The organism is Natrinema sp. SYSU A 869 (assembly GCF_019879105.1).
In the GTDB taxonomy this organism is placed as follows: Archaea; Halobacteriota; Halobacteria; order Halobacteriales; family Natrialbaceae; genus Natrinema.
This window is the reverse complement of record NZ_CP082248.1, coordinates 768,738-787,550: the sequence shown is the minus strand read 5'-3', so window position 1 is coordinate 787,550 and position 18,813 is coordinate 768,738. Positions and strand designations below refer to the sequence as shown.

The following is an 18,813-nucleotide window of genomic DNA, read 5'->3' as shown; positions in this document are numbered from 1 at the left end:
TCCTTGACACCTACATCTCCACTACTTAAATGACTTCCACCCGGATCTGGCGTCCCGACACACAGCGCAAAGCCCACAGCTGAGACCCGCATAGGCGCAAGTAGGCTGCCTCGAGGAACTCAGGACCAGCCTGTCTCTCACGACGAGGTCCTACGGGTTCGGTCGTCTGGGGGAGGGTCCCAATGACCGCGATGAAACCACCAGTGAGGATTCTGTTGCCACTGTGGGGCCGCGGTTCAGAGACGACGGACGAACAGTAGCCCGAAACCAGGCGCCTGTCACGACTAGTATATATATCTGCTACAAGTTTGCCCTGTGGCTTAGGGTGATCTCTCTGTTTGGTTCTCTCATACGATGACAGGACGACACCCCGAACAATCGACCGGGTCACAGCAGGGGGCGCCGACGCTCATTGATTGTGATATCCACCAAAAATGGACGGATCCCGAAGCGGTCATCGCCTACCTCCCTGACCAGTACAAAGACCGTGGTGTGCAGTCACCACGTATCCTCTATGAGAACGTCGCGGAATTCTCTCGTCGCGACGCGGTACCGGATGATGGCGGTCCTGCGGGGTCCAGCATCGAGAAGATGAAAGACCACCACTTCGACGAATTCGGCGTCGACTATGCGGTTCTGACGGGGAACTCTTATCTCAACCTCACGGCTCTTCCGAACCGGGACTACGCTGCCGAACTCGCGGTCGCGAACAACAAGTGGGTCATCGACAACTGGCTTGTGGAGGGCGGTCCGTTTGTTGGGTCGCTGCTTGCCGCACCACAGAAACCCGACCGGATGGCCGAGATGATTCGCGAACTTGGCGACCATCCGCGTGTCGTCCAGGTGGTGATGCCGATGGCCTCACAGCTCCCCTACGGTCACGAGTACTACTGGCCGATGTACGAAGCCGCCGAGGAGATGGGGCTGCCCATCGCTATGCATCCCTACACGGAGGGCCACGGTGTGACGCAGCCGCCGACGGGTGCGGGGCATCCAAACACCTACTTCGAGTGGCATACGCTCCTCGGGACATACGCGATGGGACAACTCGTGAGTCTCGTCGCCGAGGGCGTCCTCGCGAAGTTCCCCGATCTCAGCTTTGTCGTTATTGAGGGCGGACTGAGCTGGGTGCCACATTTCCTCTGGCGGATGGATAAAAACTGGAAAGCGCTCCGCGCGCAGGTCCCGTATCTTCAGAAGCCACCGAGTGAATACGTTCGTGACCAAGTGCGTTTCACCACTCAGCCCATCGAAGAGCCGGCTAATCCCGAACATCTCCTCCAAATTCTGGAAATGATGCACGCCGAAGAGACAGTGATGTTTGCCAGTGACTACCCCCACTGGGATACGGACTCACCGCTATACGCGCTCCCACCAATGCCCGATGAGATGGAGCACGCCGTGATGGCAGGCAACGCACAGGAGCTGTACGGACTTCCAAACGACCCGACGAGTCTTCCAACTAACGGAGAGTGATTTGATGGAGAAACGCTTCGAGATCTGTTCAACTGACGAACTGCCGCCAGGTGACCGCACGATTGTCGAACTGAACGGCCATTCGATCGGCGTGTTCAACGTCGACGGCGAGTACTACGCACTCAAGAACGACTGTCCGCATCAGCGAGCCCCGCTCTGTATGGGAAAGGTGACAGGGACGACGTCGGCGACGGACCCCGAGAACGTAGAGTGGAAAGACGACGGTCAGATCTTGCGCTGTCCGTGGCACGGCTGGGAGTTCGACATCGCGACGGGCGAGTCCGTCTTCAACCCCCACAAGGTTCGCGCACGGTCGTTCGATACTGCTGTGGAATCCGCCGATGGCGAGCCCGCCGAAGAGAGTGCTCCCGATGGTGGCTGTGACTGTGGCGCTAACCTCGAGGGTGAGCAGTCGCCAGTCGACACGTATGCGGTGGATGTCGAAGACAAGCAGATCGTTGTCTACCTCTGATGAATACAGGTCGAGCCGTTGAATTCGCGCAGTCGGCGACGATCGCAGACGCGCCGGACGACGTCGAAGCTCACGTGAAAGCGCGCGTGCTCGATACGCTCGCAGCCATCACCGCCGGCTATCGGCAGGCGGGTGTCGATATCGTTCGTCAGTACGCGCGGGCTCATCTCGACGGGGGTAAGACGACGCTGCTTGATGCGTCGGGCGACACAGTGGCTGTTGAAGGGGCGGCACTTGCCAACGGAGTCGCTGCGAACGCACTCGATATCGACGATGGGCACCGCGAGGTCAAAGGCCACCCGGCTGCAGTGGTCGTCCCACCCGCGTTGGCGGCCGCCGAGAACGTCGATGCATCGATACAGGAGTTCCTCAATGCTGTCTTCGTCGGCTACGAACTCGCCGTCCGCATTGGGTTGGCGATTCACGCGGTCGACGACATCTACACGGGCACTGGATCATGGGGCGCACTCGGTGCCGCCGCCGCAACGGCGCGGCTGTTTGCGTTCTCGCCAGAGCAGATGGCACACGCTCTCGGTGTCGCCGAATATCACGCGCCCCGGACACCAATCATGCGCGGTGTCGAGAACCCAGGGATGACGAAAGACGGCATCGGCTGGGGTGCGTACACCGGCGTCGTCTCCGCCCAACTCGCTGGGGCTGGGTTCACGGGATCAGGGACTGTCTTCGATGAGGCATCGGTAGGCGATACGCTGGGTGAGGTGTTCCACGTGACGAAGGGGTATCTCAAACCATACCCGTGCTGTCGGTGGGCACAACCCGGTGTCGAAGCCGTCTTGACGTTGGTCTCTCGATACGACATCGACCCGGAGAGTGTCGAGTCAGTGCGGATCGCAACTTTCGAGAAGGCGACCCATCTGCAGACTCGCCAGCCAGCAACGCCGGAGGACGCCCAGTATTCTTATGCGTATCCGGTCGCCGCTGCGCTCACTCGAGAACGCTTCACACAGGCCGAACACGCCGAATCGGCACGGACAGACCCGGAGATTCTGGCAGCTACCGAGCGGGTTGAGTTCGTCGTCGACGACGCGTTGGACGAGCAGTTCCCAGGTGAGTGTCTTGCTCGCGTGACTGTGGAAACGTCCGAGGAGACGTACCGATCCGACGTGACGCGGAGCCGCGGTGCGCGGGACGCACCACTCTCTGTCGACGTGCGACTGCAGAAGGCACGCCGCCTCATTTCGCCGACATTCTCGGAGGCTGTAGTCGAGCGCCTTGCCGACACTCTTGAGCGTGAATCCGCGTCAGTGACGAGGTTGCTTGCGCCCTGGCAGTGAGTCGAGTCGTTCATCACGACACAGAGGGGTTATCCATCCGCCACTTCTACTTGCTACCCATGCTCACGGCGAAGGTATGCGTGCAGTACGACGGTGACTGGACGGCAGAACTCGCGAAGCATGACGTGTTCGGCGAGTTCGTCGCGTCCACGTTCCGGAACAATCGCTATATTGGGATGCTCGCAGTTGAGTCCCGCGACTGCGATGCTATCCACGAAATCATCCGTGCACACGAGACAGTGGAGACCGTTGATCTCGTCGAACAGTACGAGACGAGCGAAGGGCGATGTGCTGCGACGATGTTGCTTCGTGGGCGACTGACCGAAGTCACACCACTGCAGGCACTGATGTACGACGGCTATCTCCCACTCGGCCCAACCCAGTTGGTCAATGGCCGTGAATGCTTTGACCTGCTGTTGAACGACCGGAGCGAACTGTCAGAGGCTATCGACTTGCTCTCGGAGTTCGGCAACGTGACGGTCGAACGGATCACACAGGATTTCAGACGCGAGATTATCCCCAGTCGCTCCGAGTGGCAGGAGTTGCTTTCGTCGATCCCCCCCGACAGCGTGAGTTCCTGAACACGGCCGTCGAACACGGATACTTCGAGATCCCCCGGCAGGTAACGCTCGAAGAGATCGCAGAAAAGATGGATATTACAAAGACGACCGCATCGAATCACTTGCGAAAGGTAGAGCAACAGCTTGTCGAGTTCGTTCTTCCGTATATCAACTTAGCAGTGCGAGAAGAGGAGTGATTCGGCACTATCTATAGTAGAAGTTAGAAATAATTGCTCACTTTGGGAATGGAGAGTTGATCAAGAGCGGTATCGATCGCTGTTGTGAGCTCAGAAAGTGAGTCAAAGAACCGGTTGCTAAGAGCTGATTTCAGCTGTCTCCAGCACTCTTCGACTGGATTGAGTTCCGGTGAATACGCTGGTAACGTGACGAAGGCGAGGTCGTCACGGGCCGCCAGGTCCGTGACGGCCGACGCCTGGAAATACGGCGCTCCATCCAACACGACGATCAAGTTATCTTGGAATTCGTTGCATAACGCGAGAATGAAATTTTTCGCATGTGCGGCGGTTACGTACTCTTCGAATCGAGAGAAAAAGCGATCACCGTCCTCGGTGATCGCGCCCAAGAGACACGTCCAGTCACGTTGTCCGGACAATTCGACGGCCGGCCGCGTGCCGCGCGGAAACCACGCGGCACGCGGCTCAACTTGCACGGATTTCTTGGTTTGATCGAGACAGACTACTGTGGCGTCCATCTCCCGCCGCTTTTTTTCAGTTCTTCGTGGAACGTCTCTTGTTCGTCAGCCTCAGCTTCAGCGGCTGTGCGGCGTGGTTTTTGATAGCTCAATCCCGCTTCTTTGAGCAACCGCCGGCAACTCGGGAGTGAGTATTCGACATCGTACGTTTCGTCGAGATACTGCTGGACGAGCGCCGGCGTCCATGCCGGCGCGTCGATACCAACTTCTTCGGGCGATTCATGGACAGTTTCTTCGAACGTCTCTTGCTCTTCTTCTGAGAGTTTCCGTTTTCTCCCAGATCGATGAGCATCAGTTACGGCACGCTCAAGCGACTCGTCGGTGTCGAGTCGCTTGAGCCAGCTATAGATTGTCCGTCGCTGAACGTCGTACCACTCGGCTAGTTCAGTCTGTGTGACGCCATTTTTGTACGCTATTGCCGCTAAGAGTCGTTGCGTCGGCTTCTTTCCCTCCACGTTGTCGAGGGCATCTTGCAATTCCTTGACAGAGATCTTGTCGAGATGATCCACTACGTTTAGCAACAACTTCTGAGTAGAAAGTTCTAATGGCTACTATAGGTCCGGACGCGGCCGTCGCCGTGTTCGCCCGAGACCGAGCCGCCGAGGTCGACGACGAGATCCGTCATGTCGTCCGCGATCCCGTGGAGTTGTTCCAGTCCGATCTCGGTCTTCGTATTCACGAGCGGCCGGACATGGAGCACGCCGGGACCGGCGTGGGCGTAGAAGCTGGCGTACGTGTCGTGTTTCTCGAGGATTTCTTCGAACCCCTCGACGAACTTGGGGAGTCGCGCCGGCGGGATCGCGGTGTCCTCGATGAAGGAGATGTGCTTTTCGTCGGTCGTCCGCGAGAGCAGGATCGGCAGTCCGGACTTGCGGAGCTTCCAGAGCTTGGCCCGCTCGGCGTCGTCGTAGGCCTCGAGGGCTTCGATCGCGAACGTCTCGGAATCGCTCATCGGTGCACTATCGGCGGGCTTTCCGACAGGTGTCGCCGACGGCACACGGTCGGCGAGCAGGCCGGAGATCTGTTCTTTACCGTAATCGACGTTCTCGGCGTAAAACTCGACCAGGAGGACGGCGTTTGTTCCCTCGGGTAGTGTTTCGATGACCGGACCGAACTCCGCGGTGTCGCTCGCCAGATCGATCAAGACATCGTCGAGGACTTCTACCGCCGCGGGATCGTGTTCGAGAATCGGAACGACGTCTCGCATGGCCTCGTGGAGACCGGGATAACAGAGCAAGGAGACAGCCTTCGTTTCCGGAACCGTCTCGAGTGAGACGGTCGACTCGGTGACGACCGCGAGGGTCCCTTCGCTGCCGGCCAGCAATCGGGCGATGTTGACGGTGCCTGGTTCACCGGTTTCCTCACCGCCCGGCAACTCGTCACCACGAGCTTCGGCAACCAGCCGGTCGAGATTGTAGCCCGAGACGTTACGCTTGAGATCGGGATAGGCTTGATCGATGCGATCCGCGTCTTCCGCGAGAATCCGTTCGATCTCGGCGTAAATCCGGCCCTCGAGGTCGCCGTTGGAGTTGTTCCCGATCGCGCCGCCGATGGCGCTCTTGTCGCCCCACGCGGGGTCAGGGGAGAACTTGAGGTCGTGGGGCTCGAGGGCTTCGTTCAGCGTCCCGAGGATCGTTCCGGGCTGGACTGTTGCAGCGCGGCCCTCGGGATCGATCTCAAGGATCTCGCCCATGTGCCGCGTGAAATCCAGTACGACGGCCCGGTTGACCGTTTGTCCGGCGAGACTCGTCCCGCCGCCTCGCGGGAGAACCGAGATCTCGCGTTCACCACAGTACTCGAGAAGATCGGCGACGTCCGCCGTCGATTCGGGGAACGCGACGGCGATCGGCGTCGTCTCGTAGGGACTCGCGTCGGTCGCGTACAGCTCGCGGGAGTAGGAATCGGCTCGGATCTCGCAGTCGACGAACTCTTCGAGATCACCGACGAGTGCGGGACGATCGACGCTGTCGCTAGCGTAGTCGTAGTTGGCGCGCGGGTCGGCCGACGGATCGAGTTTGCTCGGATCTGGTGAGTTGCTTGCCATAGGTTCGATTTTCATGTTTCGTAACTGTTGATTTCTGTTGAAACGCCCTACCTGCCGCTATCAAAACGTCTCTGGAAAGAGGAAATACGTGAACAGAGCGACCCAGAAGCCGACGAAAAGGGTGTAATAGAGGAGCGGAATGCTATTCAATCGGATTACGCGCCCTTCCTGCCCGATCAGGCCGACGGTCGCGAGCGCTGCGACGACGTTGTGAATCGCCACGAGGTTCCCGATGGCACCGCCGACAGCCTGTGCCCCGACGATGAGTTCTCGCGAGAACCTGAGCCCTTCGGCTGCGAAGAATTGGAACGGACCGAACGTGATATTGCTCACGGTGTTCGACCCGACGAGCGCCGCGCCGAGTGCACCGATGAGGGCGGCGACTGTCGGGTAGGCCGGACCGAACAGGTCCGCCGCTGCGGTCGCCAGTACCAGGATCATGCTGTCGATGTCCGTATGGGCGCTCGACTGTAGCATGATATGTGCCATCGCGAGGACGAACACGAGCGCCACCAACGGCGAGATTAGTTTCGTCGTCGCCTCGAGCCAGGCCTCGGAGACCTGATCGCGTGACATGTCGAACGTCGGGATCGCGATGATCGAGCTGACAGTAACCACGCACCGGGAATGTAGGCGAAATTGATGCCGTTACCGAGGGTCGTTCCGAGGATGTTCGACCACTCGAACAGGAGGAAACCGACGGTGAATTCTCCCATCGGTGTTCCGATCGTTCCGACCGTCATCGAAACCTGAGTACCGAACAGCGATACTTGTTCCCCCAGGAGTACTTTTCGGATCGGGTCGACGACGCGAGTCAGGAACAACATCGACAGCAACAGCAGATACGGAGACCACGCCCGCAGCAGCGGGATGTCGTGGTTACTGTTCAGTACGGGTCTCGCGTTTCCGGGCTCGATCGAACCGAGCCAGTGATCCGGCCACTTCGATTGCTCGGGGAACTCCCACTCTTCGTCCGGAAGAAGGTAGCCAGCCCGAAGGACGCTAATAACGATCACGCCGCCAATTATCGAGCCAGCTAGCGCCGGGAACTCCGCACTGATAAATCACGCTGACAGCCAGTAGGGAATCGCGAAAGCGAACCCAGCGAAGAGACACAGCGGCCACACTTCGAGTGCCGGTTCGAGCGACCGATCGTCGGGATCGCCGAAAAAGTAGACGACCATTCCGACGGCGACCAGCGGCATCAGAAACCCGACCAGCAGATGGTACGTCGCGCAGCCCACGCAGCGACGTTGACGGCGAACTCCGTCGCAGTCATCCTCTCTGCGTCGAGTACGCTTTGGATACTGGCGACGCCCGCCATCGGCTCTCTGATCCCGACGATGATCGGCGTCCCAACCGCACCGTAGGTGACGGCGATGATGTGGCCGATCAGCGCGGGAAACCCGAGCCCGAGCAACAGCGGTGCGACGACCGCGGCAGGCGTTCCGAACCCGGCTGCTCCCTCGAGGAACGTCGAGAGGAAAAATCCGATGAGTACGATCTGGACGCGTCGGTCGTCACTGATCGCCGCGACTCCGGTATTGAGAGCGTCGAACGTCCCTAAACGCGACATCGTGTACAGCAGTACGAGTGCACCGAAGACGATAAACAGGATCTGTATGGCCGTGATCGCACCTTCGATAGTCACAGCGACCAGCCACGCGACCGGCATGTCCCAGACGAAGAATCCGACGATCAGCGCGGAGAGCCACGCGATCGGCATCGTGTCAGCCATTGACTGTTCCCCGGGGACCTCCGCATTGTTCCTCCCTTGGTGCGATCATGCCATATTATACCTTGGGAAAATAACCCAGATATAATTTGGGTTAATTTGGTATAATATAATTTCTGGAAATTAACACGCTTTGTTGCGTCAGAAGGCTCGGCGGAGTTCTGCTCGGAGATTCGTTTTCAGAACGAGAGGGTTACGTCGGGAGTGGAGACAGTCAAGTGCAAAGGTATTTGCAGTTGTGTGTAATGGTATGTCATATGGGGAACGACCGAGAGCGAAACAGCCACGGTCAGTACGCCGATCGTATCCCAGCGAAAGCCGCTCGAGAAGTATTCGAAGAACGGGACGATTTCGGCCGCCCTCTCACCGCAGACGACATCATAGAATCGTTGGACTGTTCCCGCCGAACGGCACACAACAAGCTGAATACACTCGTTGACGAGGGAATCCTCGAGACGCGAAAGATCGGTGCGAGCGGACGGGTCTGGTGGGTGCCGATCGAAACGGGAACCGAACCCGCGTCGAGCAGAAGCGATCTGGAGGCTTCACCGCACCCGATACAGGATGCGATGGATGAGATCGATCTGCCCGGATCGGGTTCGACTCTCGAAGCGAGGCGAGATGCACTGCTCGCAGCGTACGACTATCTCATCACCAATCCCAGTGCGCGCAAGTCCGACTTCCTCGAGAACGTGTACCCGGATTACCCCGCCGAATTCGAGACGGAAGAGGGATGGTGGAACGCGATCCAGCCTGCGCTGAAAGACCTCCCGGGAGTGGATCCACTGGAAGAGCGGGGTAACATCTGGACCTTCCTCGGTAGCGATCGATTCAAACCAACCCTCGGCTGAGCCAAGCTGCAGCATCGTAGTCCAATCCTGCGACGGGAGATCGGAGGAACGGTTGACTCATTCGGGTGAGAACAGATCTATCCGCGCGGAAATAACCATTCTCGACTCGAGAACGGAAAACCCGGCTCAGACTAGATTAGAAGAGTCCCGGGAAGACCAGGTAGCTGAAGATGGTTGCGACGAGACCGACCCCGACAGCGTAGTAGATGAGCGGGATCAGGTTCAACCGCATGACTCGCCCCTCGCTGCCGACGAGGCCGACCGTCGCCAGCGCGGCTACCACGTTGTGGATGGCCACGAGGTTTCCGATGGCACCACCCACGGCTTGGGCGCCGACGATGAGTTGGGTCGGCAGTCCGAGCTGTGATGCAGCCTCGAACTGGAACCCGCCGAAGGTAATGTTCGACACTGTGTTCGAGCCGGCCATAGCGGCGCCGAGTGCACCGATGAGCGGAGCGATGAACGGGTAAGCGGGGCCGACGATGTCAGCCGTCGCCTGCGCCAATACGAAGATCATACTCTCAGTGCCATCCGCGTGAGCACCGGACTGGAGCATCACCTGCACCATCGCAATGACGAACAGGAGCGCGATCAGGGGGGCGACGAGCTTCTGCCCCGCTTCCGACCACGCGGATTTGATCTCTTGACCGGACATGTTGTACAGCGGAATCGCGATCAGCGCGCAGACGAACAGCCAGAAGCCCGGAACGTACAGCCAGTCGACACCTCCGCTAAGGCCTGTTCCGAGGATATTGGTCCACTGAGTACCGAACTGCTGTAGGACCGAGGGAAGCGGATCGACGACCCGCGTGATGACGAGCAAGACGACGAGCAAAATGTACGGCGCCCAGGCGCGGAGAAGGGACATGTTCTCCGAAGCGACACCGCCATCGGCCGCGGCTGGGTCGCCAGTGCTGCCGCCAACGCCGGGTGCGTTGGCCTGACCGGGCTCGATCGTTCCGACCCAGTGTGCGGGCCATTCCTCGCGGTCCGGGAAGTCCCATTCTTCGTCCGGCACGAAGTATCCGGCCTTCAGCGCGGTGACGACGATTGCACCGCCGACCATCGCGCCTATCAAGCTGGGGAACTCGGCGCTAATCTGTGCCGATAACCAGTAAGGGATGACGAACGAGATCCCGGAGAACAGGCACAGCGGTGCGACCTCCCACGCCGGCTCGAGGCTTCGCTCTTCCGTATCGCCGAAGAAGTAGACGACCATCCCGACCGCGAACAGCGGCATGACGAATCCGATAAGGGTGTGGTAGGTCGCCGCCCAGATCGCGACCTCGAGGGAATACTGTTCGATGGTGAATCCGCCCTCGGTGATTGCCGTACTCGTCGCCTCAGTCGATCCGAGTGGATCTTGGATGCCGATAACGATCGGCGTCCCGACCGCACCGTACGTGACGGCGAGGACGTGACCGACTAGTCCAGCGATCACGGCGGCAAGAGCCGGGAATCCGAGTGCTAACAGGAGCGGTGCGACGACTGCAGCTGGCGTTCCGAAGCCAGCCGCTCCCTCGATGAACGCTGCGAGGAAGAACCCGAGCAGGATGATCTGTACTCGGCGATCGTCGCTGATCGTCGCGAACCCTTGGTTGATCCGATCGAACGCGCCGGCCTGCATTAGTGTATACAGGAGGAGCAACGCGCCGAAGACGATCCAGAGGATCTGGATCGCCGTCATCGCACCGGCTGCCGATGCGGCGATAAGGTAGTCTGTTGGCATGCCCCAGACGAAATAGCCGACGGCCAGCGCGGCAACGTACGCGATCGGCATCGCTCGTGTTGCCGGCCATAACAACCCGACGAGAAGTACACCCGCGAGCAGGAGTGGTGTCGCAGCGAACAAGAGCTCAACGGCAGTCGCCATTCCGATCACCTCCCGCGTGACGTTCTATTGTTGACAACCCGATCACTATCCCGATGCCATATTGGACCGAATCTGGCATGGTAAGAAATCAATCATTTGGTATTATAATTGTCGACCGTTAACACACATCGCTCGCCAATTGACACCGATGGGATTAGATATTATTGGAAAATTCTATCTTCATGGCTATTAAGTGGTCAGATATGGCGATAATGGTCTAAAATAAACATAAATCCCATAATTCTCTCCACTGTCTGACTAGTAGACACTTCTGGCAGACAAAACAGCCGTCTATCGTGCCCACTGTTGCCCGTCCCTCCACACGGTCGGATCGTGTCTAGAAAGTGCCCGAATTCTGGCGATATCGGTATCAATCGACAGCAGTACACCGGTTTGTACTTCGAATACACACGTATGAATTGGCCTTTTTCATTCGTGTACACTGGGCGTTTGATTGGAGGGTGACCATCGGCAGTGCAATACAGTACCGGTGAAGTCCGATCGGACCTGATTGCAGCATCGACGTTCGCTCGGGACGACGTGTGAACGAACAGAACAGTGAAATGGCCGGCCTCGAAGCATCGAATATGACCGCCGACACAGTGATCAACCGGGATCGATTCGAGGTATCACTCGCTGATCTCGACGTGCCTGTGACTCACAGCGACTCAGATGGCCTCGAGTCCACGCTCGAGTCGATCGTTAGCGAGCCGGTCATCGGGACGTCGCTTCCCTTCGAGGAGGCGTCCCTCCCCGACTGGATCGATGACTCGCCGACGCCGGCAACGCTCGAGGCGGCGAGTACGAGCGTTACGGCGGCCTCGCTCGGTATCGCGGAGTACGGCAGCGTCGTCTTGCCCGCGAAGCCGGACGGGAGCGAACAGGTCAGCCTCTTTCCGGATCTACACGTTCCGATCCTTCGAGAATCGGATCTCGTCTCGGATATGCCGACGGCGATCAATCGACTCGGCCCGGCGTTGCGCGACGGAGGAAGTGCAATCGTCGCGACGGGACCGAGTGCCACCGCCGACATGGGTCGCTCGTTCGGGGCGCTCACGGTCCGAAAGCGGTCCACGTCGTCCTGCTCGCGGACGGTGAGTCCGATGAGTGACTCAGACACTCGCCGTTCGAAAGCAGCCCACATTCGTCATCTACTCGAGACGGAGGGGGAGGCAGTCGAGGAGAACACGCTGGGATTCAATCAGGGACGATACGAGTCGGTGGCCGACCTCGAGGACTACGAGTCGCTCAAATCCGAGGCGCGCGCGATCAAGAAAACAGCCATCGAGCGATTGCCGGACCTGATCGACGAACTGACCGCGACTGTCGAGGGGAACGGGGGAACGGTCTACCTCGCCGACGATGCCGCCGACGCCAACCGGTATATCAGGGAGGTCGCGCGCGAGCGGGACGCCAACCGGCTCGTCAAATCGAAGTCGATGACCAGCGAGGAACTGGAGGTCAACGAGGCGCTCGAAGGGGACGGCGTCGACGTCGTCGAGACCGATCTCGGCGAGTGGGTACTGCAGGTAGCCGACGAAGCACCGTCACACATCGTCGCGCCCGCGATCCACAGGTCAGAGGCGGACATCGCCCGGCTGTTCAACGAGCAGTTCGACCCGGACGAACCGCTCGAGACCGCCGAGGAGCTGACGGCGTTCGCCCGCGAGGAGTTAGGTGGGCTCATCCGGGAGGCGGACATTGGGATGACAGGCGCGAACTTCATCACTGCGGACTCGGGGACGATGGCACTCGTCACGAGCGAGGGCAACGCCCGGAAGACCGCCGTCGTCCCGGACACGCACGTCGCCGTTGCGGGCGTCGAGAAGATCGTTCCTAGCGTCGAGGATCTCTCGCCGTTCATCGAACTGATCGGTCGCTCGGGAACGGGCCAAGACATCACGTCCTACATTTCGCTGCTGACACCGCCCGTCGAGTCGCCCGTCGTGGACTTCGAGGAACCGGACGTCGCCTTCGCGGACCGCGACGACGACCGCGAGTTCCACCTCGTGTTGATCGATAACGGTCGGATGGAGATGCGCGAGGACGACCAGCTCCGGGAGACGCTGTACTGCATCCGGTGTTCGGCGTGTGCGAACTCGTGTGCAAACTTCCAGTCAGTCGGGGGCCACGCGTTCGGCGGCGAAACCTATTCCGGCGGCATCGCGACGGGGTGGGAAGCCGGCGTCCACGGCTACGACAGCGCAGCCGAATTCAACGATTTCTGTACGGGCTGTTCGCGCTGTGTCGATGCATGCCCAGTCGAGATCGACATTCCCTGGATCAACACCGTCGTTCGAGACCGGCTCAACGGCGAAGCCGAGGAAGGGCAGTTCAATTTCCTCTATGAGGAACTCGTCCCGGACGAAGAGTCGGGCGGGATCGATCTCCAAAAACGGCTGTTCGGCAACTACGAGACGCTCGCGAAACTCGGGAGCGCCACCGCACCCGTCTCCAACTGGCTCGCCTCCTCTCGACCAGCCAGAAAGATGCTCGAGCGAATCGCCGGCGTCGACGGCCGGCGCGAACTTCCGACGTTCCAGCGCGAGACGCTTCGAGACTGGTACGAAGAGCGGGGTCCGCGGATCGACGCGGCCGACGCGGATCGGGAGGTTGTCCTCTACCCCGACACCTACACCAACCACATCGATGTCGACCGCGGCAAAGCAACCGTTCGCGTCCTTGAGCGCCTGAACGTTCACGTTCGTATCCCTGACGTGGCCGAGAGCGGTCGAGCCCCGCTCTCACAGGGGATGATCGACACTGCAGACGAGCGAGCCAGTCGGGTCTACGCTTCCTTCGTCGAACACCTCGATGCGGACCGCGACGTGGTTGTCATCGAGCCGTCGGACCTCGCGATGTTCCACCGGGAGTACGAGAAGTTGTTGCCGGAGGCGTCGTTCGAACGCCTGCGCGACGGTAGCTACGAGATACTCGAGTACGTCTACGGCTGCCTCGAAAACGGGGCAGACGCGGACACGCTCCCGACCGGCGACGCAGAAATCGCCTATCACTCCCACTGCCAGCAGCGGACCCTCGGACTCGAACCGTACACGACGACCGTGCTCGAGGAAGTGGGATACGACGTCCTCGAGAGCGACGTCGAGTGCTGTGGAATGGCCGGGAGCTTCGGGTACAAGTCCGAATACTACGAGCTAAGCATGGACGTCGGTGACCGCCTCCGCGAGCAATTCACCGAGCCCGAGGCGCAGGACCGGATCGTCGTCGCCAGCGGGACCTCCTGTGAGGACCAGCTCGGTTCACTGCTCGACCGCGATGCGGTTCACCCGGTGGAGCTACTCGACCCACGGCGACGGATCGACCGCTAACGAGGACTAGTGCCGTTCCGGGTTTCGACGCTTTCTACCGAAAAATTCCGCCACCACGCATCCAAACCCCAATCACCCGAATCGATTCCGGAATCGGGAACGCGACTACGAGGACGTGAGCAGCTCGTTCACCTTCTCGATCAGGTGCGGCGGCTTCTCGTCTCGCGTCTCGCGATCGTTGATCTGACTCCGGCAGGACGCGCCGGGCGCGACCGGCGTCCCGTCGCTCTCGTCGAGCTTCTCGTAAAGGCGCTCGCCGATCGACTTCGAGAGATCGTAGTGCTCGGCCTCGTAGCCGAACGAGCCGGCCATCCCGCAGCAGGTGGACTCGATGGGGTCGACCGCGTAGCCGGCGCGACGGAGCACGCCGACGGCGTGGTGGTCCTTGCCGGTCGATTTCTGGTGGCAGTGGCCGTGGTACGCGAGGGTTTCGTCCGTCTCGTCGAGGGGAAGCTGTTCGACGAGTCGGTACGCGTCCATGTACTCGCTGACGCCATAGGCGTGAGCTGCCACCGTTTCCGCCGCCGGCGTGTTCACCAAGTCGAGATACTCGTCCTGGAACACCACCGCGTCGGACGGTTCGACGGCGATGATCTCGTAGCCGTCTTCGATGTATTCGGTGAACAGCTCGATGTTCCGTTGCGCGCGCTCTTCAGCCTCGTCGAGCATTCCCACTGAGAACGCTGCGCGGCCGCTCGGGGCGACGTCGTCGGGGATCTCGACGTGGACGCCCGCCGACTCGAGTACGCGCACGGCGGCTTTTCCAGGGCGAGTGTGGTTGTAGTTCGTGTAGGTGTCGGGGAACAGCAGCACCTTCCGATCTGCCTCCTCCGGACTCACCCGCGATCCGCGCTGGGCGAACCACTCCTGAAGCGATTCGCTCTCGAACGAGGGAAGCGTCCGCTCGGGGGCGATGCCGGCGACTTTTTCCATCACGACGCGGCTTCCCGGCAGCTTCTGTCCAGCGTTCGCGAGCGGTGCGAGTTTGCTCCCGATCTTCGAGACGGTATCGATGTTGCCGAACAGTCGCTCTCGCAGCCCGATTCCCTCGCGGTCGTGGTACTGGTGCTTGGTTTCCGCTTTGAGCTTCGCCAGGTCGACGCCGGTTGGACAGTCGCTCTTGCACCCCTTGCAACCGACGCAGAGATCGAGCACTTCCTCCTGGAAGCGCTCGGAGTACATCTCTTCCTCGGGGATCTCGCCCGAGATAGCCGCACGGAGCATGTTCGCACGGCCGCGTGTCGTCGCGATTTCGTCTTTCATCCCGCGGTAGGTCGGGCACATCACGTCGTCGGTCTGTCGGCAGGTCCCACAGCCGTTACACAGTTCCACCAACTGCGAGAACCCGCCCTCGTCGGAGAAGTCGAGTTTCGTCTGGGGCTCGATTGACGAGTAGCTGTCCCCGTACCGCAGGTTGTCGCGCATATCTGTCGGGTTCTCGTCGGTGTAGACGACCTTCCCCGGATTCATACGCCAGTCGGGGTCGAAGACGGACTTGACCTCCTTGAACGCCTCCCAGAGGTCGTCGCCGTACATCTTCGGATTGAACGCCGTCCGCGCGAGCCCGTCGCCGTGTTCGCCGGAGAACGATCCGTTGTGTTCGAGGACGAGGTCGGTCACGTCCTCGGTGATCGACTGCATCTTCTGAATCCCCTCGTCGTCTTTCAGGTTGAGGATGGGCCGGATGTGCAGGGTCCCGCTACCCGCGTGAGCGAAGTAGGCGGCGGAGGTATCGTGGTCCTCGAGGACGTCCATGAACTTCTGGACGTACTCGGCGAGCTCCTCCGGCGGAACGGTGGCGTCCTCGATGAACGGGTACGGTTTCGGATCGCCTTCGAGGCTCATCAACAGCGGAATGGCTGCCTTGCGGAGCTTCCAGAGCTTCGTTTGATCCTCTTCTGTGTACGCCTCGAGGGCTTCGAAGGCGTCGCCCTCGTCGACGAAGTGGGCGTTCGTCCGACCGATCGGCTCCTCGAGGTCGTCGAAGAGTTCGGAATCGAACTCGAGCATCAGCGCCGCGTTCGTCCCGTCGGGGATCGGCTCCTCGTAGCGGGAGAACTGCTCCGATCCCCGTGCGAGCCTGAACACTTCGCTGTCCATCAGCTCGACCGCACTGGGATCGAACTCGAGGGCTTCGGGGACCGCCTCGAGCGCGTCGATGAGATCCTCGAAACAGTAGAGGACGAGCGCCGTCTCCTCGGGAAGCGACACGAGACTGATCTCGGCTTCGACGACGACGCCGAGGGTGGATTCGGCGCCGACGAACAGCTTCGAGAGGTTGATGACCTCCTCGCCATCCTCGTTTTCGTAGATCACCCTGTCGAGATTGTATCCCGAGACGTTACGCTTGAGATCCGAGTATCGCTCCTCGATTTCGTCGGCGTTCTCCTCGACCAGCGAGCGAACGGTTCGGTAAATCGCGGCCTCTTGATCCTCCGTCGAGACGATCTCGTCCCACTCCTCGGAGTCGAGTACGACCTCGCGAGTACGAATGTGCGAGCCGTCGGCGAGGACGACTTCTAGCTCCTCCGTGTAGGCGTCGGTGATGCCGTACCGAACCGAGTGGGCTCCGGTCGAGTTGTTCCCGATTCCACCTCCGATCGTCGCGCGATTCGACGACGCGGGATCGGGGGCGAACTTGAGCCCGTACTGTTCGGCGTGGTCGTCGAAGTCGTCTTGGACGACTCCCGGTTGGACGCGCGCACGTTGCCGGTCGACGTCGACCTCGAGAATATCGTCCATATACGTGGTCATGTCGAGGACGACACAGCCAGGTCCGACCGTCTGTCCGCCCAGCGACGAACCGGCCCCGCGTGCCATGATCGGAACGTTGTGTTCGGCCGCAACACGAGCGGCGTTCTGTACGTCTTCAGCGTTGCGAGGGAGAACGGCGCCCGCAGGTCGAGCTTGATAAATACTGCCATCGGTTGCATACAACACCTGTGCGTATTCGTTGAAGCGCACCTCCCCCTCGACGGCTGACCGAAGATCCGCCGCGAGTTCTGTGTACTCGCTTACGTCGCTGTAGTCGTGATCGAGCGTGTTTCGGAACTCCTCGTAACTACTCAGGTCATCTAGCGGCTTTTCAACGGCCATTGTATACATTTACAACATCGATCATTATAAATACTCTCGTTATATTCTCTATTTAGTATTAATGGTAAAAGATTAGAATTTGACGAACGAAACGCTCTGGTCGGTATCCGCTTCACTCAGTACCACTAGTCAACCTATTCTCGGGCGACAATATCTTTAAAATAGTGTTTGTTAAAAACATTAATATGTCGTTAGAAGACGGATTATTCGACTACCACGAGTCGGAACCACCGGGAAAACCGAGATCACGACTACCAAACCGACCAATACGCAGTGAGACCTTTCATTGGCGTACTCTCCCGGCGTTGCCAGCCCGTGTCGTGCGATCGACGAGAATTCGACCGATGCCTACACCTACACAGCAAAAGGGAATCTCGTCGGCGTAATTTCGGACGGCTCGGCCGTGCTCAGACTCGGTGATATCGGTGCACAGGCCTCGAAGCCGGTCATGGAAGGAAAAGGTGTCCTTTTCAAGCGATTCGCTGATATCGACGTTTTCGACATTGAACTTGATCTCGATGATCTGGAGGCGATAATCAGTTCGACGAAAGCGATGGAACCGACCTTCGGCGGTATCAACCTCGAGGATATCAAAGCGCCGGAGTGCTTCGAGATCGAGGAACGACTCCGGCAGGAGATGTCGATTCCGGTGTTTCACGACGACCAACACGGCACCGCGATCATTAGCGGGGTCGCACTGTTGAACGCAGTCGAGATCGCTGAAAAGAGTTTCGAGGAGCTAGATGTCGTGTTCTCGGGGGCGGAGGCAAGCGCTATCGCGACGGCCCGATTTTACGTCTCGCTTGGTGTCGATCCGGAAAACATCACGATGTGTGACTCTACGGGGATCATCACCGAATCTCGTGGGGCCGAAGTGAACGAGTACAAGCGCCAGTTCGCACGCGACCTTCCAGAAGGAGGGCTCGCCGATGCGATGGAAGGGGCAGACGTGTTCGTCGGGCTCTCGGCTGGTGGAATCGTTTCCCGAGAGATGGTCCGATCGATGGCGGAGGAGCCAATCATTTTCGCGATGGCGAGTTGCAGGCGGACACCGCCGTCGTCGAGGAGATGCTGAACGGGGCCTACGGCTTCTCCGAACTCGAAAAACTGGCGAACGTCCTCGTCTTCCCGAATCTCGAATCCGGCAACATCGGCTACAAGCTCTTGCAGCGCCTGGGCGGAGCCGAAGCGATCGGTCCGATTCTCGTCGGTATGGATAAGCCGGTTCACGTCGTGCAGCGCGGCGACGAGGTGAAAGATATCGTCAATCTCGCTGCGGTCGCCGTCGTGGACGCCCAGCGAACGGAGACCTGATCGAAGAATCGGTTTTTAGAAACGGTTCGACCCCAATCTTTTTGCGGAACTGTCTA

11 protein-coding genes and 2 pseudogenes are annotated in these 18,813 nt (G+C 59.7%); 8 read left to right on the top strand and 5 right to left on the bottom strand.

The genetic code is table 11. The features are described 5' to 3' along the window. Window positions 1-354: 354 nt before the first annotated feature. The 5 genes from K6I40_RS07630 to K6I40_RS28245 are packed head-to-tail and all read left to right on the top strand — an operon-like array spanning window position 355 to window position 4,000. Complete coding sequence (locus K6I40_RS07630; RefSeq protein WP_222914143.1) at window positions 355-1,476, top strand: amidohydrolase family protein; 1,122 nt, start codon at window positions 355-357, stop codon at window positions 1,474-1,476. 4 nt (window positions 1,477-1,480) lie between these two features. Continuing rightward, window positions 1,481-1,948, top strand: a complete 468-nt coding sequence (locus tag K6I40_RS07625; RefSeq protein WP_222914141.1) for a Rieske (2Fe-2S) protein — start codon at window positions 1,481-1,483, stop codon at window positions 1,946-1,948. Continuing rightward, window positions 1,948-3,243, top strand: a complete 1,296-nt coding sequence (locus K6I40_RS07620; protein ID WP_222914139.1) for an MmgE/PrpD family protein — start codon at window positions 1,948-1,950, stop codon at window positions 3,241-3,243. Before K6I40_RS07625 ends, K6I40_RS07620 begins: the two co-directional genes overlap by 1 nt. 59 nt (window positions 3,244-3,302) lie before the next feature. Next, window positions 3,303-3,824: a helix-turn-helix domain-containing protein gene (locus K6I40_RS07615; RefSeq protein WP_255681554.1), complete on the top strand. Its 522-nt coding sequence runs from the start codon at window positions 3,303-3,305 to the stop codon at window positions 3,822-3,824. Further along, entirely contained in the window at window positions 3,776-4,000 is a 225-nt protein-coding gene (locus tag K6I40_RS28245) for a helix-turn-helix domain-containing protein (protein ID WP_255681551.1), read from the top strand. The genes K6I40_RS07615 and K6I40_RS28245 overlap by 49 nt, the downstream gene beginning before the upstream one ends. A gap of 23 nt (window positions 4,001-4,023) precedes the next feature. Here the strand turns inward: K6I40_RS28245 and K6I40_RS07610 are convergent. The 3 genes and pseudogenes from K6I40_RS07610 to K6I40_RS07600 all read right to left on the bottom strand — a co-directional run bounded on the left by K6I40_RS07610 (window position 4,024) and on the right by K6I40_RS07600 (window position 8,297). After that, window positions 4,024-5,024, bottom strand: a protein-coding gene (locus tag K6I40_RS07610) for an IS630 family transposase (RefSeq protein WP_222914137.1) whose coding sequence is annotated in 2 segments (ribosomal slippage) — window positions 4,024-4,532 and window positions 4,532-5,024 — 1,002 coding nt in all. Because the reading frame shifts where the segments join, the coding sequence is not laid out codon by codon here. Window positions 5,025-5,056: 32 nt separating this feature from the next. Next, entirely contained in the window at window positions 5,057-6,559 is a 1,503-nt protein-coding gene (locus tag K6I40_RS07605; RefSeq protein WP_255681549.1) for an FAD-binding oxidoreductase, read from the bottom strand. Window positions 6,560-6,619: 60 nt separating this feature from the next. Next, a pseudogene (locus K6I40_RS07600) lies at window positions 6,620-8,297 on the bottom strand (L-lactate permease). A 254-nt stretch (window positions 8,298-8,551) separates the two neighbouring features. Between K6I40_RS07600 and K6I40_RS07595 the strand changes: the two are divergent. After that, window positions 8,552-9,145 (top strand): helix-turn-helix domain-containing protein, encoded by a 594-nt coding sequence (locus tag K6I40_RS07595; protein WP_222914135.1) that lies wholly within the window; start codon window positions 8,552-8,554, stop codon window positions 9,143-9,145. A 136-nt stretch (window positions 9,146-9,281) separates the two neighbouring features. Here the strand turns inward: K6I40_RS07595 and K6I40_RS07590 are convergent, their stop codons facing one another. Further along, window positions 9,282-11,018, bottom strand: a complete 1,737-nt coding sequence (locus K6I40_RS07590; protein ID WP_222914133.1) for an L-lactate permease — start codon at window positions 11,016-11,018, stop codon at window positions 9,282-9,284. 587 nt (window positions 11,019-11,605) lie between these two features. Between K6I40_RS07590 and K6I40_RS07580 the strand changes: the two genes are divergently transcribed. After that, window positions 11,606-14,347 (top strand): LUD domain-containing protein, encoded by a 2,742-nt coding sequence (locus K6I40_RS07580; protein WP_345779384.1) that lies wholly within the window; start codon window positions 11,606-11,608, stop codon window positions 14,345-14,347. Between the two features lie 105 nt (window positions 14,348-14,452). On the opposite strand, the gene K6I40_RS07575 is transcribed toward K6I40_RS07580, so the two are convergent. Then, window positions 14,453-17,443, bottom strand: a complete 2,991-nt coding sequence (locus K6I40_RS07575; protein WP_222914128.1) for an FAD-binding and (Fe-S)-binding domain-containing protein — start codon at window positions 17,441-17,443, stop codon at window positions 14,453-14,455. Between the two features lie 185 nt (window positions 17,444-17,628). On the opposite strand from K6I40_RS07575, the pseudogene K6I40_RS07570 reads away from it, so the two are divergent. Beyond that, window positions 17,629-18,757 (top strand): annotated as a pseudogene (locus K6I40_RS07570) (phosphate acyltransferase). Window positions 18,758-18,813 lie beyond the last annotated feature (56 nt).

What these genes read in the sequence shown, in the direction of transcription:
- K6I40_RS07595 (WP_222914135.1), top strand. Translation starts at nt 8,552, where the DNA reads ATGGGGAACGACCGAGAGCGAAACAGCCACGGTCAGTACGCCGATCGT.
- K6I40_RS07575 (WP_222914128.1), bottom strand. Translation starts at nt 17,443, where the DNA reads ATGGCCGTTGAAAAGCCGCTAGATGACCTGAGTAGTTACGAGGAGTTC.
- K6I40_RS07620 (WP_222914139.1), top strand. Translation starts at nt 1,948, where the DNA reads ATGAATACAGGTCGAGCCGTTGAATTCGCGCAGTCGGCGACGATCGCA.
- K6I40_RS07605 (WP_255681549.1), bottom strand. Translation starts at nt 6,559, where the DNA reads ATGGCAAGCAACTCACCAGATCCGAGCAAACTCGATCCGTCGGCCGAC.
- K6I40_RS07630 (WP_222914143.1), top strand. Translation starts at nt 355, where the DNA reads ATGACAGGACGACACCCCGAACAATCGACCGGGTCACAGCAGGGGGCG.
- K6I40_RS07580 (WP_345779384.1), top strand. Translation starts at nt 11,606, where the DNA reads ATGACCGCCGACACAGTGATCAACCGGGATCGATTCGAGGTATCACTC.
- K6I40_RS07590 (WP_222914133.1), bottom strand. Translation starts at nt 11,018, where the DNA reads ATGGCGACTGCCGTTGAGCTCTTGTTCGCTGCGACACCACTCCTGCTC.
- K6I40_RS07615 (WP_255681554.1), top strand. Translation starts at nt 3,303, where the DNA reads ATGCTCACGGCGAAGGTATGCGTGCAGTACGACGGTGACTGGACGGCA.
- K6I40_RS07625 (WP_222914141.1), top strand. Translation starts at nt 1,481, where the DNA reads ATGGAGAAACGCTTCGAGATCTGTTCAACTGACGAACTGCCGCCAGGT.